Annotated in this window: 15 protein-coding genes; 6 read left to right on the top strand and 9 right to left on the bottom strand. The window is 72.9% G+C overall.

The window, feature by feature from the left end; genetic code table 11:
• Positions 1 to 39 precede the first annotated feature (39 nt).
• From AC6H2I_RS22840 to AC6H2I_RS22815, 6 genes are all read left to right on the top strand, one after another.
• Complete coding sequence (locus AC6H2I_RS22840; protein WP_497503054.1) at positions 40 to 249, top strand: dodecin; 210 nt, start codon at positions 40 to 42, stop codon at positions 247 to 249.
• Positions 250 to 293: 44 nt separating this feature from the next.
• Positions 294 to 1,757, top strand: a complete 1,464-nt coding sequence (locus AC6H2I_RS22835) for a pseudouridine synthase (RefSeq protein WP_497503053.1) — start codon at positions 294 to 296, stop codon at positions 1,755 to 1,757.
• Positions 1,738 to 2,307, top strand: a complete 570-nt coding sequence (rsmD, locus tag AC6H2I_RS22830; RefSeq protein WP_497503052.1) for a 16S rRNA (guanine(966)-N(2))-methyltransferase RsmD — start codon at positions 1,738 to 1,740, stop codon at positions 2,305 to 2,307. The genes AC6H2I_RS22835 and rsmD overlap by 20 nt, the downstream gene beginning before the upstream one ends.
• Positions 2,307 to 2,627, top strand: a complete 321-nt coding sequence (gene sugE, locus AC6H2I_RS22825; protein ID WP_497503051.1) for a quaternary ammonium compound efflux SMR transporter SugE — start codon at positions 2,307 to 2,309, stop codon at positions 2,625 to 2,627. The genes rsmD and sugE overlap by 1 nt, the downstream gene beginning before the upstream one ends.
• Positions 2,628 to 2,766: 139 nt before the next feature.
• Positions 2,767 to 4,428 carry an alpha-amylase family protein gene (locus AC6H2I_RS22820; protein WP_497503050.1) on the top strand — a complete coding sequence of 554 codons (1,662 nt, stop codon included), beginning with the start codon at positions 2,767 to 2,769 and terminating at the stop codon, positions 4,426 to 4,428.
• A gap of 89 nt (positions 4,429 to 4,517) precedes the next feature.
• A complete protein-coding gene (locus AC6H2I_RS22815; protein WP_497503049.1) occupies positions 4,518 to 5,690 on the top strand; it encodes a M10 family metallopeptidase C-terminal domain-containing protein in 1,173 nt (390 codons plus the stop codon).
• Positions 5,691 to 5,702: 12 nt separating this feature from the next.
• Here AC6H2I_RS22815 and AC6H2I_RS22810 read toward each other — a convergent pair whose 3' ends face one another.
• From AC6H2I_RS22810 to lspA, 9 genes are all read right to left on the bottom strand, one after another.
• A complete protein-coding gene (locus tag AC6H2I_RS22810) occupies positions 5,703 to 6,356 on the bottom strand; it encodes a hypothetical protein (RefSeq protein ID WP_497503048.1) in 654 nt (217 codons plus the stop codon).
• 139 nt (positions 6,357 to 6,495) lie between these two features.
• The gene (gene mutL / locus AC6H2I_RS22805; protein WP_497503047.1) at positions 6,496 to 8,337 is read right to left on the bottom strand and encodes a DNA mismatch repair endonuclease MutL; all 1,842 of its coding nucleotides are present in this window, start codon (positions 8,335 to 8,337) and stop codon (positions 6,496 to 6,498) included.
• 73 nt (positions 8,338 to 8,410) lie between these two features.
• Positions 8,411 to 10,054: a glucose-6-phosphate isomerase gene (gene pgi, locus AC6H2I_RS22800; RefSeq protein WP_497503046.1), complete on the bottom strand. Its 1,644-nt coding sequence runs from the start codon at positions 10,052 to 10,054 to the stop codon at positions 8,411 to 8,413.
• 64 nt (positions 10,055 to 10,118) lie between these two features.
• Positions 10,119 to 10,505, bottom strand: coding sequence for a type II toxin-antitoxin system VapC family toxin (locus AC6H2I_RS22795; RefSeq protein WP_497503045.1), 387 nt, complete (start codon positions 10,503 to 10,505; stop codon positions 10,119 to 10,121).
• Complete coding sequence (locus tag AC6H2I_RS22790) at positions 10,493 to 10,741, bottom strand: type II toxin-antitoxin system Phd/YefM family antitoxin (RefSeq protein WP_497503044.1); 249 nt, start codon at positions 10,739 to 10,741, stop codon at positions 10,493 to 10,495. The genes AC6H2I_RS22795 and AC6H2I_RS22790 overlap by 13 nt, the downstream gene beginning before the upstream one ends.
• 55 nt (positions 10,742 to 10,796) lie before the next feature.
• Complete coding sequence (locus tag AC6H2I_RS22785) at positions 10,797 to 12,155, bottom strand: M16 family metallopeptidase (protein ID WP_497503043.1); 1,359 nt, start codon at positions 12,153 to 12,155, stop codon at positions 10,797 to 10,799.
• 3 nt (positions 12,156 to 12,158) lie between these two features.
• Entirely contained in the window at positions 12,159 to 13,655 is a 1,497-nt protein-coding gene (locus tag AC6H2I_RS22780; protein ID WP_497503042.1) for a M16 family metallopeptidase, read from the bottom strand.
• Between the two features lie 106 nt (positions 13,656 to 13,761).
• Entirely contained in the window at positions 13,762 to 14,337 is a 576-nt protein-coding gene (locus tag AC6H2I_RS22775) for a DUF3035 domain-containing protein (protein ID WP_497503041.1), read from the bottom strand.
• A 74-nt stretch (positions 14,338 to 14,411) separates the two neighbouring features.
• Entirely contained in the window at positions 14,412 to 14,918 is a 507-nt protein-coding gene (lspA, locus tag AC6H2I_RS22770) for a signal peptidase II (RefSeq protein ID WP_497503040.1), read from the bottom strand.
• Positions 14,919 to 14,957 lie beyond the last annotated feature (39 nt).

The following is a 14,957-nucleotide window of genomic DNA, read 5'->3' as shown; positions in this document are numbered from 1 at the left end:
GGTGGGGGTCTCGTTCACCGTTCGCCGGGGGCATCCGCTATGGAAAACCATGTCTACAAGAAGGTCGAGATCGTCGGCACCGCCGAAGGCAGCATCGACGAGGCCATCCGCAACGGGGTGGAGCGCGCCTCCCAGTCGCTGCAGCACCTCGACTGGTTCGAGGTGCAGGAGATCCGCGGGGCGATCCGCGGCGGCAAGGTCGCCCAGTACCAGGTGATCATGAAGGTCGGCTTCCGTCTGGAGGACTGACGACGCCGTTGCGGGTGGGGCGGCTTGGCCCTATGGTCCCGGCCATGGACACGCCCCCTTCCGACAGCCCCCGCGACCCCCGGCCCGGTGCCGGTTCCGACGCCGCCGAGTCGCCCGAGACCGGCGGTGAGCGCATCGCCAAGCGGCTGGCGCGCGCCGGCCTGTGCTCGCGCCGCGACGCGGAGCGCTGGATCGCCGAGGGGCGGGTGGCCGTCAACGGCCGCACGCTGGACAGCCCGGCCTGCGTGGTGACGGCGGGCGACATCGTCCTGGTCGACGGCACCCCGATCCCCGAGCCGGAGCCGACCCGCCTGTGGCGCTACCACAAGCCGGCCGGGCTGGTGACCACGGCGCGCGACGAGAAGGGGCGTTCCACCGTCTTCGAGAAGCTGCCGGCGGGCATGCCGCGGGTGGTTTCCGTCGGTCGCCTCGACCTCAACACCGAGGGGCTGCTGCTGCTCACCAACGACGGCGAGCTGGCGCGCTTCCTGGAACTCCCGGCGACGGGATGGACGCGGCGCTACCGCGTGCGCGTGCACGGCGCGGTGGACGAGCGCCAGCTGGCCGGCCTTGCCAAGGGGCTGACCATCGACGGCGTGACCTATGGCCCGATCGAGGCTGCGCTGGACCGTGTCCAGGGCACCAACGCGTGGCTCACCGTCGGCCTCAAGGAGGGCAAGAACCGCGAGATCCGCCGGGTGATGGAGACGCTGGGGCTCCAGGTCACCCGGCTGATCCGCACCGCCTACGGTCCCTTCCAGCTCGGCAAGCTGGAGGAGGGGGCGGTGGAGGAGGCGCCGCGGCGGGTTGTCAAGGACCAGGTCATGGGCTTCTTCCGGGCCCGCGACGGCGTCGACGCGGCGGAGGCCCCCTCGGGTCATGCCAAGGCGGCCACGCGCAAGGCGACGCCCGGGCGCCCCACCCTGGCCAAGCCGGCGGCCGCCGCCAATCCCCCGGCCGAGCGCTCGCCCCAGGCTGAACGCAGACCCCCGGCCAAGCGGACGGCCCCGGCCAAGCGTACATCCCCGGCGGAGCGGACGTCCCCGACCGAGCGGACGTCCGCGGCCAAGCGCACGTCGCAGGCGGAGCGCACATCCCCGACCGAACGGAAGCCCGCGTCCAAGCGCACGTCGCAGGCGGAGCGGACGTCCCCGACCGAACGGACGCCCGCGTCCAAGCGCACGTCCGCGGCGGAGCGGACGTCCCCGACCGAACGGACGCCCGCGTCCAAGCGCACATCCGCGGCGGAGCGGACGTCCCCGACCGAGCGGAAGCCCGCGTCCAAGCGCACATCCCCGGCCGAGCGGACGTCGCCGCCCCAGCGCAAGCCCCAGGCCGATCGCAAGGGCCAGTCCCAGGACGCGGCGCAGGGCGAGCGCAGACCCCAGGGCAAACCGGCCGCCAGGCCGGCGGGCAAGCCTGCCGGGCCGCAGCGGCCGTCCGGTCGTGGCGGCCCGGCGAAGCCCGCACCGCGCGACGGCGGCGGCCGTGCGGATCGTCGGCGGTAGCCACCGCGGCCGGCGCCTGGCGGCGCCGGCCGGGCGCGACGTGCGGCCGACCAGCGACCGCACCCGCGAGGCGGTGTTCAACATCCTCACCCATGGCGGCTGGGGCCCGGGCGGCGCCTCCGCGGTGGAGGGGGCCGCGGTGCTCGACGTTTTCGCCGGCACCGGCGCTCTGGGGCTTGAGGCGCTGTCGCGCGGCGCCGCCAGCGCCTGCTTCCTCGACACCGGGCGGGCCGCGCTGGACACGCTGCGGGCCAACGTCGCCACGCTGGGCGAGGCGGCGCGCTGCACGGTGCTGCGCGCCGACGCCACCCGGCCGCCGCGCGCCGCCGCGCCCGCCACCCTGGTCTTCCTCGACCCGCCCTACGGCCAGGGGCTGGCGCCGCGCGCCGTGGCGGCGCTGGCCCGGACCGGCTGGCTGGCCCCCGGCGCGGTGCTGGTGATCGAGGAGGCGGTGGACGCCCCCCTCGACCCGCCCCCCGGGCTGCGCGGCCTCGACGAGCGCCGCTACGGCGACACCAAGATCCTGTTCGCGGTCGTCGAGGGGGCGTGATGGCCTGGCTCTGGCTGCTGGCCGCCGGTCTCCTGGAGATCGTCTGGGCGGTCGGCCTCAAACACACCGAGGGCTTCACCCGTCCGATGCCGACCCTGGTGACCCTGGCCGCGATGGCCGGCAGCGTCGCCCTGCTGGGCATCGCCGTGCGCGATCTGCCGATCGGCACCGCCTACGCGGTGTGGACCGGCATCGGCGCGGTGGGGACCGTCCTGGTCGGCATCGCCGCGCTGGGCGAGCCGGCGGGCCTGGCGCGGCTGGCCTGCATCGGCCTGATCGTCCTCGGCCTGCTCGGCCTCAAGCTGCTCAGCCCCCATTGATCCCCGCCCGGTGATCCCCGCCCGGTGATCCCCGCCCGGTGATCCCCGCCCGGTGATCCCAGCCCGGTGATCGGCGCCGGACCGGAGCGTTGCCGCCCCAGCCCTGTTCATCTCCGGGAACACGGGGTGAGGAGCGGGAATGATCAACGATCTCTGGTACAAGAACGCGGTGATCTACTGCCTGTCGGTCGGCAGCTTCATGGACGCCGACGGCGACGGAGTGGGCGACTTCAAGGGGCTGATGCGCCGCCTCGACTACCTCCAGGGGCTGGGGGTCTCGACCGTGTGGCTGATGCCGTTCCAGCCGTCGCCGCGCCAGGACCACGGCTACGACGTCACCGACCACTACGGCGTCGACCCGCGCTACGGCTCGCTCGGCGATTTCGTGGAGTTCGCCCACGCCGCCAAGCAGCGCGGCCTGCGCATCATCATGGACCTGGTCATCAACCACACCTCCGACCAGCATCCCTGGTTCCAGGCGGCGCGGCGCGACCCCGGCTCGCCGTTCCGCGACTACTATGTCTGGTCGAGGGAGAAGCCCGACGGCGCCGACCAGGGCATGGTCTTCCCCGGCGTCCAGGACACCACCTGGACCTGGGACGAGGCGGCCGGCGCCCACTACTTCCACCGCTTCTACGCCTTCCAGCCCGACCTCAACATCGCCAACCCGGCGGTGCGGGCGGAGCTGCTGAAGGTGATGGGCTTCTGGCTGGAGCTGGGGGTCGCCGGCTTCCGCATCGACGCCGTGCCCTTCGTCATCGAACGCCAGGGCGCCGGGGCGCAGCCGGAGGGGCCGCGCTACGACCTGCTGCGATTCTTCCGCGCCTTCGCCCAGTGGCGGCGCGGCGACGTGGTGCTGCTGGCCGAGGCCAACGTGCCGCCCGACCAGACCATCGACTACGTCGGTGACGACGCCGACCGCATGACCATGATGTTCAACTTTCCCGTCAACCAGCGCTGCTTCCTGGCGCTCGCCACCGGCGAGGCGGGGCCGCTGGTCGAGGCCCTGGAGGCGACCCGCGGCCTGCCGGAGGCGTCCCAGTGGGCGACCTTCCTGCGCAACCACGACGAGCTCGACCTCGGCCGCCTCGAGCCCGAGCAGCGCCGCCGGGTCTTCGCGGCGTTCGGGCCGGAGCCGGGCATGCAGCTCTACGGCCGCGGCATCCGCCGCCGTCTGGCGCCGATGCTGGGCGGCGACCGCCGGCGCATCGAGCTGGCCTACAGCCTGCTGTTCGCCCTGCCGGGGACGCCGGTGCTGTTCTACGGCGACGAGATCGGCATGGGCGAGGACCTGTCCCTGGCCGAGCGGGAGGCGGTGCGCACGCCGATGCAGTGGACATCGGAGCACGCCGCCGGCTTCACCGCGGCGGCGCGCCCGTTCCGCCCGGTGATCGCCGACGGGCCGTTCGGCTGCGCCCGGGTCAACGTGGCCCACCAGCGCCGCGACCCCGGCTCGCTGCTCAACTGGATCGAGCGGCTGATCCGCCTGCGCAAGGAGTGCCCGGAGATCGGCTGGGGCGCGATGACGGTGCTCGACGCGGGCGACCCCGCGGTGCTGGCGCTGCGCTACGACTGGCGTGGCAACGCCATGGTGTCCCTGCACAACCTGGCGGAGGCACCGCGCCCCGCCGCGTTCGATCCCGGCCCGGACGGCGGCTCCGACACGCTGGTCAACCTGCTGGCGGAGCAGCACAGCCGGGCCGGCGGCGACGGGGTGCACCGGGTGTCCCTCGAGGCCTACGGCTACCGCTGGTACCGCATGGGCGGCATGGACGAGGTGCTGCGCCGCCGCGACCTCTAGCCCGCGCCGCTCCTTGTCACACGGCGCGGCGCGCAAGGTCACACGACCCGGCGCACAGGGGGTGCCACATTGGGGGGAGCGTCCCTCCAATGCGTGGCATCGAAATGAGCACCATCGCCCCTCTGTCGCCGGAGCAGGCCGCGGCCTCCCTGCTGTTTCCCATGCAGGACATGGTGGCGGTGTGGAACACCACCGGCGCGGCGCCGCTCACCCTGACCTACCGGTTCGAGGAGAGCATGCCCACCGACCGGCCGTGGGGCGGCCTGCCGGGCTTCGAGGCGCTGGACGCCGGGGAGCGGGAGGTGGTGCGCGACCTGCTCGGCCGCTACGAGGCGGTGGCCAACATCCGGCTGGTCGAGGCGCCGGACGGGGTGGACGCCGATTTCAGCTTCGCCAGCGGCTCGATGCTGGGGCTGGGGGGCAACGCGCAGTTCTACTACGACTACGTCTACGACGCGAACGGGACGGTGACGGACCGCGAAATCGACGCGCTGGTCACCATCCACCGCGCCATCCCGCTGGACTCCGACTACGGCCGCGACGTGATGCTGCACGAGATCGGCCACGCCTTCACCCTGAAGCACCCCGGCCACTACGACGCCGCCGGGGCGCCGCCCGCCGGCCCCTATCTGCCGGCCGACCAGGACAACAACCTGTTCACCGTCATGTCCTACAACAGCAACCCGCACACCGCGGCGGGCTGCGAGTCCCTGGCGCTCTACGACATCGCCGCGCTGCAGGCGCGCTGGGGCGCCAACATGGCGACCGGTGCCGGCGACGACGTCTACACCGCGACCCATCCCTCGACCCTGTGGGACGCCGGCGGCCACGACCGCCTGGACTTCTCCGCCCTCGCCGGCGACCAGCAGGTCGACCTCACCCCCGGCCACTTCTCCTCGGTCGCCGCCGCCGACGATTTCGTCATCGCCTTCGGCGTCACCATCGAGGACGCCACCACCGGCGCCGGCAACGACCGGCTGACCGGCAACGCCGCCGCCAACCGCCTGGACGGCGGGGCCGGCAACGACGTGCTGGTGGGCGGCGGCGGCGCCGACACCTTCGCCTTCGGCACGGACAGCGGCGACAACTGGATTGTCGACTTCCACCTCGGCGAGGGCGACCGGCTGGAGCTGGCCGCCGGCGCAACCCCCACGGTGGTGGCCGGCGCCCATGGCGCGGTGGTGTTCTTCGCCGGCGGCAACGTCACCCTGGCCGGGGTCGACCCGCGGGCGCTCGGCGAGGGGTGGGTCGTCCAGGCGTGACGGGGGCTGGCGTCAGAACCGGTCAGCCGCGGTCAGCGTCTTGATCCAATCGGCCAGCCCGAGGCCCGTCGACGCGGCCAGGATGGCCCATTTGAGCCAGAGGGCGTGGACGTTCAGGAAGTCGAGCAGGCTGAACACACTCAACCATTCCCACGTCGTCCCCGTCACCAGCGCGTGGATGATGAACGCGACATTGTAGGCCGAGAGGATCGGGCCGAGCAGGACGTGGACCGCCGCGATGACGGCGAAGAATCCGATGAACAACACGTTTTCGAACAGGTTGAGCCAGGTGATCCCGAAACTGGCGTGCACCCAAGTGTCGACACGCATCAGCACGACTCCGAGCAAGAGACCGCCCGCAGCCGCCGCGATGAGGCGTATCGGCAACATGGTCGAGTCCCGCTCCGCGACGTAACGGTAGCCCAGATAGGACAGGCAGGCCACGGGAGCATACAGCAGGGTCATCTCGTCGTACCGTACGAAGGCCTGGAAGAAGGTGACGGCGTACGCCCGCGTGAAGCAGACCGTCCCGATCGCGAAGGCAACGAACACGAACGCGGTCACCCGCGCCGCGAAATAGAACGCGTCGGAGCCCAGCGTCCGCCAACGGAAGATCGCGCCGCCGAGGATGAGGGCACCCAGGACGGCGGGGAGAGGAGAATCCATGGGCGCAGCACCAGCGTTTGATCACCAGAGGTAGTTTATAATGCCGGTTGGTTCTCGCCAAGGGATCGTCTGCGGCCGGACGGGTTGAATTGCGCGCACAGCCATCGGCCCATCGTCCCGGCCGGCTGCTGTCTCGCGGTCACCGCCGTCCGAACAGCCGCTCGATGTCGGCCAGCCGCAGCTCCACATAGGTGGGGCGGCCGTGGTTGCATTGGCCGGAATGGGGGGTCGCCTCCATCTGGCGCAGCAGGGCGTTCATCTCCTCCAGGTTCAACGAGCGGCCGGCGCGCACCGAGCCGTGGCAGGCCATGGTGGCGCACACCTCCTCCAGCCGCTCCTTCAGGGACGGGGCGTCGCCCAGCTCGGCCAGCTCGTCGGCCAGGTCCTTGACCAGGGCCTTGGCGTCGGCGCGGCCCAGCAGCGCCGGCACCTCGCGCACCATCACGCAGCCCGGGCCGAAGGGTTCCAGCACCAGCCCGAGCTCGGCCAGCTCCGCGGCGCGGGCGGTCAGGCGGGCGACCGCCGGCTCGTCCAGCTCCACCACCTCGGGGATCAGCAGGCCCTGGCGCGTGACGCCGCCGGCCACCAGGGCCGCCTTCATGCGCTCGTAGACCAGCCGCTCGTGGGCGGCGTGCTGGTCGACGATGACGATGCCGGTCGCGGTCTGGGCGACGATGTAGGTGTTGTGGACCTGGGCCCGCGCCGCCCCCAGGGGATGGTCGGCGGCCGGCGGCGGTTCGCCCGCCACGCCCGTCGGCCCCGGCCAACCGTCGGTCGCGGCCGGGCGGGCGGACGGCGCGGCGTCGAAGCCGGAGAGCGGCGCCTGGAAGGCGGCAGCGCGGTCCGACAGGCCGCGCGGCACCGCTCCGCCGCCATACGCTCCGCCGCCATACGCCCCGCCGCCATAGGGCAGGGGCGCGCCGGCCCCCGCCGGGCGCAGCGCCCCCAGGGTGGCGGTGCCGACGGTGGTGGAGGCGCGGTGGCCGGCCCCGGCCAGGGCGTGCTTGAGCGCGCCGACGATCAGGCCGCGCACCAGCCCGGTGTCGCGGAACCGCACCTCGGCCTTGGCGGGGTGGACGTTGACGTCCACCTCCAGCGGGTCGAGGTCGAGGAACAGGGCCAGCAGCGGGTGGCGGTCGCGCGGCAGGAAGTCGGCGTAGGCGCCGCGCACCGCCCCCACCATCAGCCGGTCGCGCACCGGGCGGCCGTTGACGAACAGGTGCTGCTGGCGCGCCGTCGGCCGGTGCAGGGTGGGCAGGCCGATCCAGCCGCTGAGCCGCACCCCCTGCCGGCTCGCCTCCACCGCCACCGCGTTCTCCTGGAAGTCGCGGCCCATCAGCGCGCCCAGGCGCACCAGCCGCGCGTCCAGCAGCTCGCCCTGGGCCGCCGACAGGCGCAGCAGCGAGCGGGCGTCATCGGCCAGGGTGATGGCGACGCCGGGGTGGGCCATGGCCAGCCGCTCCAGCGTGTCCTGGACGTGGTCCAGCTCGGTGCGGTCGGTCTTGAGGAACTTCAGGCGCGCCGGCACCGCCGCGAACAGGTCGCGCACCTCGACCCGCGTGCCCTGGGCCAGGGCCGCCGGCTGCACCGCGCCCTTGGCCCCGGCGTCGACCGCGATCGACCAGGCGGCGTCGGCGCCGCGCGGCCGGCTGGCGATGGTCAGCCGGCTGACCGCGCCGATGGAGGGCAGGGCCTCGCCGCGGAAGCCCAGGGTGCGGATGTCCAGCAGGTCGTCGCCGGCCAGCTTGGAGGTGGCGTGGCGCTCCACCGCCAGCGCCAGCTCGTCCGGGTCCATGCCGCAGCCGTCGTCGGTGATGGCGATCAGGCTCTTGCCGCCGTCGCGCACCACCACGTCGATCCGGGTGGCGCCGGCGTCCAGCGCGTTCTCCACCAGCTCCTTCACGGCGGCGGCGGGTCGCTCCACCACCTCGCCGGCGGCGATGCGGTTGACCAGGGTGTCGGGCAGGCGGCGGATCGGCATGGCGCAAATATAGTGGCCGCGGGCGCCGGACGCCACAACAGAGAGCGTCCGGTGCGGGCGCGGATGGGGTGGCCTAGCGGTGCGCCTGGAACCAGGCGATCAGCCCGTTGGTCGAGGAATCGTGGGCGGTCGCCGGGGGTGCCCCCTCCGCCAGCTCCGGCAGGATCCGGCCGGCCAGCTGCTTGCCCAGCTCCACCCCCCACTGGTCGAAGGAGTTGATCCCCCAGACCACCCCCTGGACGAACACCTTGTGCTCGTAGAGCGCCACCAGGGCGCCCAGGGTGCGCGGGTCGAGGCGCTCGAACACCAGGCTGTTGGTGGGCACGTTGCCGGGGAAGACGCGGTGCGGCACCAGTGCCTCGACCGCCTCCGCCGCCTTGCCGGCGGCGGTCATCTCGGCCCGCACCTCGTCGGCCGTCTTGCCGCGCATCAGCGCCTCGGGCTGGGCGAAGAAGTTGGACAGCAGGATGGCGTGGTGGTCGCCCACCGGGTTGTGGGTCTGCGCCGGGGCCAGGAAGTCGCAGGGGACCAGCGCCGTCCCCTGGTGGATCAGCTGGTAGAAGGCGTGCTGCCCGTTGGTTCCGGGTTCGCCGAACACCACCGGCCCGGTGGCGTGGCCGACCGGCGCGCCGTCGCGGTCCACCCGCTTGCCGTTGCTCTCCATGTCGAGCTGCTGGAGGTAGGCGGGGAAGCGGTGCAGGTACTGGTCGTAGGGCAGCACGGCGTGGGCGGCGGCGCCCCAGAAATCCACGTACCACACCCCCAGCATCGCCATCACGACGGGCATGTTGCGCTCCAGCGGCGCGGTGCGGAAATGCTCGTCCATGGCGTGGGCGCCGTCCAGCAGCTCCGCGAAGCGGTCGAAGCCGATGCCCAGCGCGATCGGCAGGCCGATGGCCGACCACAGGGAATAGCGCCCGCCGACCCAGTCCCAGAAGCCGAACATGGTCTCCGGGTCGATGCCGAAGGCGCGCACCGCCGCCTCGTTGGTGGAGACGGCGACGAAGTGGCGGGCGATGTGGGCCTCGTCGCCGGCCGCCTCCAGGAACCAGCGCCGGGCGCTGTGGGCGTTGGTCAGCGTCTCCTGGGTGGTGAAGGTCTTGGACGCGATGACGAACAGGGTGGTTTCCGGGTCCAGCCACTCCAGGGTCTCCTGGATGTGGGTGCCGTCGACGTTGGAGACGAAGTGGACGGCGATCTCCGGGTGGAGGAACGGGGTCAGCGCCTCGGTCGCCATCACCGGGCCGAGGTCGGAGCCGCCGATGCCGATGTTCACCACGTCGGTGATGGTGTGGCCGGTGTAGCCGGTCCACTCTCCATCCCGCACCCGGCCGACGAACCGCTCCATGCGGTCCAGCACCGCCTGGACGTCCGGCATGACGTCGCGGCCGTCGACCAGCACCGGCCGGCCGGAGCGGTTGCGCAGGGCGGTGTGCAGCACCGCCCGGTCCTCGGTCGTGTTGATGCGGGCCCCCTCCAGCATGCGCGCCCGCCAGCCCTCCACGTCCTGCTGGCGGGCGAGGGCCATCAGCAGGTCCACGGTCTCGTCGGTGATGCGGTTCTTGGAGGGGTCGAGGAACAGCCCGGCCGCCTCCAGCGAGAAGCGCTCGAAGCGGCCGGGGTCGGCGGCGAACAGGTCGCGCATGTGCACGCCGTCCATGGCCGTGCGGTGGCGGAGCAGGGCCTGCCAGGCGGGGGAATCGGTGAGCGCGGGCATGGTGGCGTCTTCTCCCTCGGGATCTCTTGTGGCATCGGGCTCCGGGCTTTCCGCTCCGCCCGCATCACCAGACGGTTTCGATGGGGTAGGCGGCGAAATGCCGGTCCGGAGAGGCCAGCGGCAGCCCCTCCGTCTCCGCCTGGGCGATCAGCATGCGGTCGAACGGGTCGGCATGGTGCAATGGGAGCGCCCCGGCGGCCAACGCGTGATCCAGGGACACCGGCAGCACGGTCAGGGCATAGAGGCGGATGGCGTCATGGATCACCGCCGCCGTGTCGCCGGAGAGCTCCAGCCTGCCGGCGCGCCGCTTGATCGCGATCTCCCACGCCGACGCCGCGCTGACCAGGATCTCGTTGCCGGCGTCCTCGAACAGCGCGCGGACGCGCGGCGACAGGCGTTCCGGCGCGCCCATCGCCCACAGCAGCGCGCAGGTGTCGATCAGGAGCCGCAATAGAACCGCTCTTCGAGGTCGGGAAGGGGATCGTCGAAGCCGTCGTGGACCACCACCGCGCCTCGATGAAGGCCCGTCGGCCGCCGGCGCGGCGCGGTGTCCGGCGGTCCCATGGGCGCCAGCCGGCCAACGGGCCGGCCGTTCAGGGTCAGCACGATGTCCTCGCCGCGCTCCACCCGCTGGCAGAGGTCGAGCAGCGTGGTCTTCGCATCCTCGATCGGCACCAGGATCGACATGGCCTCTCTCCCCCGCTCGTGGATTGTGCCGCGCCCTCGTCGGATCGTCCAGCCCTCAGCTTCCCCCCTCCACCGTCCTGGCCGCGCTCACCCCTTCGGGCCGGCCGACCAGAACGGTGAGCAGGCGGGCGGGGTCGAGCAGGCGCCGGGCGACGCGCTGGACGTCGGCGGCGGTGACGGCGTTGATGTAGGAATCCCGTTTGTCCAGGTAGTCGAGGCCCAGGCGGTCGCGCTTGACCTGCAGGAGGATGCGGGCGATCGCCGAGGTCGAGGAGAACTGCAGCGGGAAGGAGCCGGTGAGGTAGGTCTTGGCGTCGGCCAGCTCCTCGTCGGTCACCCCCTCGGCGGCCATGCGGGCCCATTCCGCGCGCATGATGGCCAGCGCCTGGCCGGCGCTGGCGTTGGCGGTGGAGCCGCCGGCCATCACCAGGGCGCTGTGGTCGAAGGGGATCAGGTAGCTGTAGACGCCGTAGGACAGGCCGCGCTTCTCGCGCACCTCCTCCATCAGCCGCGAGCCGAAGCCGCCGCCGCCCAGCACGTAGTTCATCACCGTGGCGGCGTACCAGTCGGGGTCGGCGCGCGACAGCCCCTCCTGGCCCATCAGCATGACGGTCTGGGCGGTCGGGCGCTCCACCACCAGGGTCTCGCCCGCCCCCTGGGGCGCCACGTCGGCCAGCGGCGGCACCGGGGTGTCGGCGGGCAGGGCGCCGAACACCGTGTCCAGGGCCTGGCCCAGCTGGTCCGGCGTGAGGTCGCCGGCCGCGGCGACCACCAGGCGCGAACGGGCGAGCTGGGTGCGCACGAAGGTCGCCAGGTCCTCGGGGGTGATGCGCGGCAGGCTCTCCAGCGTACCGCGGACCTCGTCGCCGTAGGGGTGGTCCGGGTAGGCGGTGGAGAAGAAGGTGCGGCGGGCCACGAAATCGGGGTCGCCCTGGTCGCGGCGCAGGCCGGCCAGGATGGCGGTGCGGATGCGCTCCACCGCCTCCCCGTCGAAGCGCGGCTCCACCATGGCGAGGCGGGCCAGCTCGAACGCATCGGCGCGGCTGCCGCTGAGGGTGCGCAGGCTGCCGCTGAAGCCGTCGCGCCCGGCGTCGAAGCTGAGGGCGATGGCCGCGTCGGCGAGGCGACCCTGGAAGGTCTGGGCGTCGAGCCCGCCCGCCCCCTCGTCCATGGTCGAGGAGGCGAGGTTGGCCAGCCCGTCCAGCCCCGCGGGGTCGGTGGCGCCGGCCCCCTCGAAGGACCATTCCAGGGCGATGATCGGGTTCTTGTGGTCCTCGATCAGCCAGGCCTCGATGCCGCCGGGGCTGACCACGCGCTGCACCTCCACGGCGCGGGCCGGCAGGGCCAGGGCGGCCAGCAGCAGGACGGCGCCGCCCAGCGCGGCGGTGGCGGTGCGGGCAAGGCGGTGGGTCATTCCTCAGCTCCCCTGTTTCGGCGCGGTCTCCGCCGCGCCGTCGGCCTTGGCGTCCTGGCGCGGCTTGGGCAGCAGCAGCCCGCTGACATGGTTGGCCTGGCCCAGCACGGCGCGCGCCGCCGCCTCGACCGCCTGCTCGGTGACCGCGTCGATGCGCACCGGCCATTCCTCCACGTCGTCGATGCTCTGCCCGGTGGCCAGCGCGGTGCCCAGCGCCATGGCCGGTCCGGTCAGGCTGTCGCGGGCGTAGGCCGCCTCGGCCAGCATGCGCTTCTTGGCGCGGTCGACCTCCTCGGCCGTCACGCCCTCGTCCAGCAGCCGCCGCACCTCGTCCAGCAGCGCCGCCTCCAGCGTGTCGATCGTCGCACCCGGGGCCGGCGAGCCGCCCATGTGGAAGGCGGTGCGGTCCCACGCCGACGGGCTGTAGGCCATCCAGGCCGAGGTGGCGACCGTCTTCTCCGCCACCAGGGTGCGGTAGAGGCGGCCGGTGGCGCCGCCGCTCATGATCTCGGTCAGCACCTGCAGCGCGTAGGCGTGGCCGTCGGGATCGACACGGTAGGAGGGGGCCAGCCAGGCGCGGCGCCAGGTCGGCTCGCGCACCTCGGCGTCCTCCAGGATGACGCGGCGCGCCGCGGCGATCGGCGGTTCGGCGACGCGGCGGCGCTCGGGCACGGCACGCCGCGGCACGGCGCCGTAGTACGTCTCGGCGAGCGGCTTCAGCTCCTCGGCGGTGATGTCGCCGGCCACCACCAGGACCGCGTTGTTGGGGGCGTACCAGGTGCCGTAGAAGTCCACCGCCTCCTCGCGGGTGAGGTCGGCGATCTCGTGCATCCAGCCGATCACCGGCGTGCCGTAGGGGTGGTGGACGAACAGGGTGGCGTTGAACTGCTCGCCCAGCCGGTCCGACGGCTCGTTCTCGGTGCGCTGGCGACGCTCCTCCATGATCACGTTGCGCTCGGGATAGACCACCTCGTCGGTGAGCCGCAGGTCGACCATGCGGTCGGCCTCCATCTTCATCACCAGCTCCAGCCGGTCGCGCGCCACGTTCTGGTAGTAGGCGGTGTAGTCGTAGGAGGTGAAGGCGTTGTCGCGGCCGCCGTTCTTGGCGACCACCCGGCTGAACTCGCCGGGCGTCAGCTCGTCGGTGCCCTTGAACATGAGGTGTTCGAGGAAATGGGCGATGCCCGACTGGCCGAGGGGATCGTCGGCGGCGCCCACCCGGTACCACACCATGTGGGTGACCACCGGGACACGGCTGTTGGTCACCACCACCACCTGCATGCCGTTCGCCAGCGTGAAGCTCTCCGGGAAGAACACCCCCTTGTCCACCGCGCCGCCGTCCGGCGCCGCGACCGCGGGATCGGCGGGCGGGCCGGCGACCGGGGCCTGGGCGAGGCCGGGCGGGGCCAGCGGCGGGGCGAGGGCAAGCGCGAGGGCGAACGCGCCCGCCACGGCGGTCCGGCGGGCGGTCCGGCGGGCGGAGCGAAGGGCAGCGGGCATGGGGTGTCGACTCCGGTGTGGCGGGCCGGGCGGCGCAGGCCGCCGCCCCGAAACGCGAAAGGGGCGCCCCGGTGGGGCGCCCCTTGATACTGGGTGCGGCGTCGGCTCAGAACAATCCTTCGAGCGGTGCCTTGCGCTTTCGTTCGATGATCGGCACCACCCCGTCGTTCAGCGACTTGCCCTGGGCCTGGGCCTCGCGCAGGCGCTGCGCCTCCCGGGCCGGGTCGACGAGGGTGGCGGGTTCGCTCGGCGTGCGCCAGAACAGCACCGAATCGACCCAGCTCTGGTCGGCGACGAGGAGCTGCGAGGTCTCCTGGTCCACCTTGGCGCGGATGTTCGGGTCGGCGCGGTCGGCCCCGGCCTGGGACAGCAGCGCCATCTCGCCGGTGCTGTCGCCGGAGCCGGCGCGGGCGGCGGCGGCGCTGCCGAACACGCTGGCCTGGGCCATCGCCGTCGGGTTCGGCTCGGTCGGCCGCGCCGCGCCGGGGCGCGGTGCGGGCATGCGCAGGTCCGGCGGCATGGTCAGCGGGGCGCGGGACACCACCGCGAACTCGTCCGGGCTGGTGCGGTCCAGGCCGATGGAACGGCGGACGTCGGAGCACCCGGTGAGCGCCAGGGCGGCCAGCGCCGCGCCCAGGATCGGTCGCGCCAGGGTCCGGCGCGGAAGGATGGGGAAAGACATGCGGTGCACGGCCATGGGGTCTCGTCGCTGTCGCGAGCCGCGCCGGGATGCGGCTCAAGGGTCCAAGCCTTCTCTTACGACGTTTCGGTGCCCCTGAACAACCCGTCTATGACGAGCAGGGCGACGCCGACGGTGATTCCGCTGTCGGCCACGTTGAAGGCCCAGAAATGCCAGCCGCCGGCGTGGAAGTCGAGGAAGTCGGCGACGGCGCCGAAGCGCAGCCGGTCGATGACGTTGCCGAAGGCGCCGCCCAGCACGAGCCCCAGCGCGAACGCGCTCAGCCCGGATTCCGCGCGGCGCAGCCACACCACCAGGAAGCCGGCGATGAGCACGGAAACGGCGCTCAGCACGTAGGGCATGTAGGCGGCCTGGCTGGCGAAGGTGCCGAAGCTCACCCCGTAGTTCCACACCAGGACGAGGTTGAAGAAGGGCGTGACCTCGACGACGTGGGGGATCGGCTGCATGACCACCTCCAGCACCCACCACTTGCTGATCTGGTCGAGCAGCAGCACCAGGACGGCCACCGCCAGCCCGAAGACGAGGCGGGAGCGCCCGGGCGGGGGCGCGACGAAGGCGTTCATGAAGCCTCTCCGGTTGGGGGGCCTCCCCCCGCCGGCGGC

This window comes from Azospirillum sp. NS33 (genome assembly GCF_059703765.1).
This window is presented reverse-complemented; position numbering and strand designations above follow the sequence as displayed.

Bases quoted from the DNA above. Each gene is read 5' to 3' on its own strand.
- AC6H2I_RS22840 (WP_497503054.1), top strand. From the start codon at position 40: ATGGAAAACCATGTCTACAAGAAGGTCGAGATCGTCGGCACCGCCGAA.
- AC6H2I_RS22835 (WP_497503053.1), top strand. From the start codon at position 294: ATGGACACGCCCCCTTCCGACAGCCCCCGCGACCCCCGGCCCGGTGCC.
- sugE (WP_497503051.1), top strand. From the start codon at position 2,307: ATGGCCTGGCTCTGGCTGCTGGCCGCCGGTCTCCTGGAGATCGTCTGG.
- AC6H2I_RS22820 (WP_497503050.1), top strand. From the start codon at position 2,767: ATGATCAACGATCTCTGGTACAAGAACGCGGTGATCTACTGCCTGTCG.
- AC6H2I_RS22815 (WP_497503049.1), top strand. From the start codon at position 4,518: ATGCGTGGCATCGAAATGAGCACCATCGCCCCTCTGTCGCCGGAGCAG.
- AC6H2I_RS22810 (WP_497503048.1), bottom strand. From the start codon at position 6,356: ATGGATTCTCCTCTCCCCGCCGTCCTGGGTGCCCTCATCCTCGGCGGC.
- mutL (WP_497503047.1), bottom strand. From the start codon at position 8,337: ATGCCGATCCGCCGCCTGCCCGACACCCTGGTCAACCGCATCGCCGCC.
- pgi (WP_497503046.1), bottom strand. From the start codon at position 10,054: ATGCCCGCGCTCACCGATTCCCCCGCCTGGCAGGCCCTGCTCCGCCAC.
- AC6H2I_RS22790 (WP_497503044.1), bottom strand. From the start codon at position 10,741: ATGTCGATCCTGGTGCCGATCGAGGATGCGAAGACCACGCTGCTCGAC.
- AC6H2I_RS22785 (WP_497503043.1), bottom strand. From the start codon at position 12,155: ATGACCCACCGCCTTGCCCGCACCGCCACCGCCGCGCTGGGCGGCGCC.
- AC6H2I_RS22780 (WP_497503042.1), bottom strand. From the start codon at position 13,655: ATGCCCGCTGCCCTTCGCTCCGCCCGCCGGACCGCCCGCCGGACCGCC.
- AC6H2I_RS22775 (WP_497503041.1), bottom strand. From the start codon at position 14,337: ATGTCTTTCCCCATCCTTCCGCGCCGGACCCTGGCGCGACCGATCCTG.
- lspA (WP_497503040.1), bottom strand. From the start codon at position 14,918: ATGAACGCCTTCGTCGCGCCCCCGCCCGGGCGCTCCCGCCTCGTCTTC.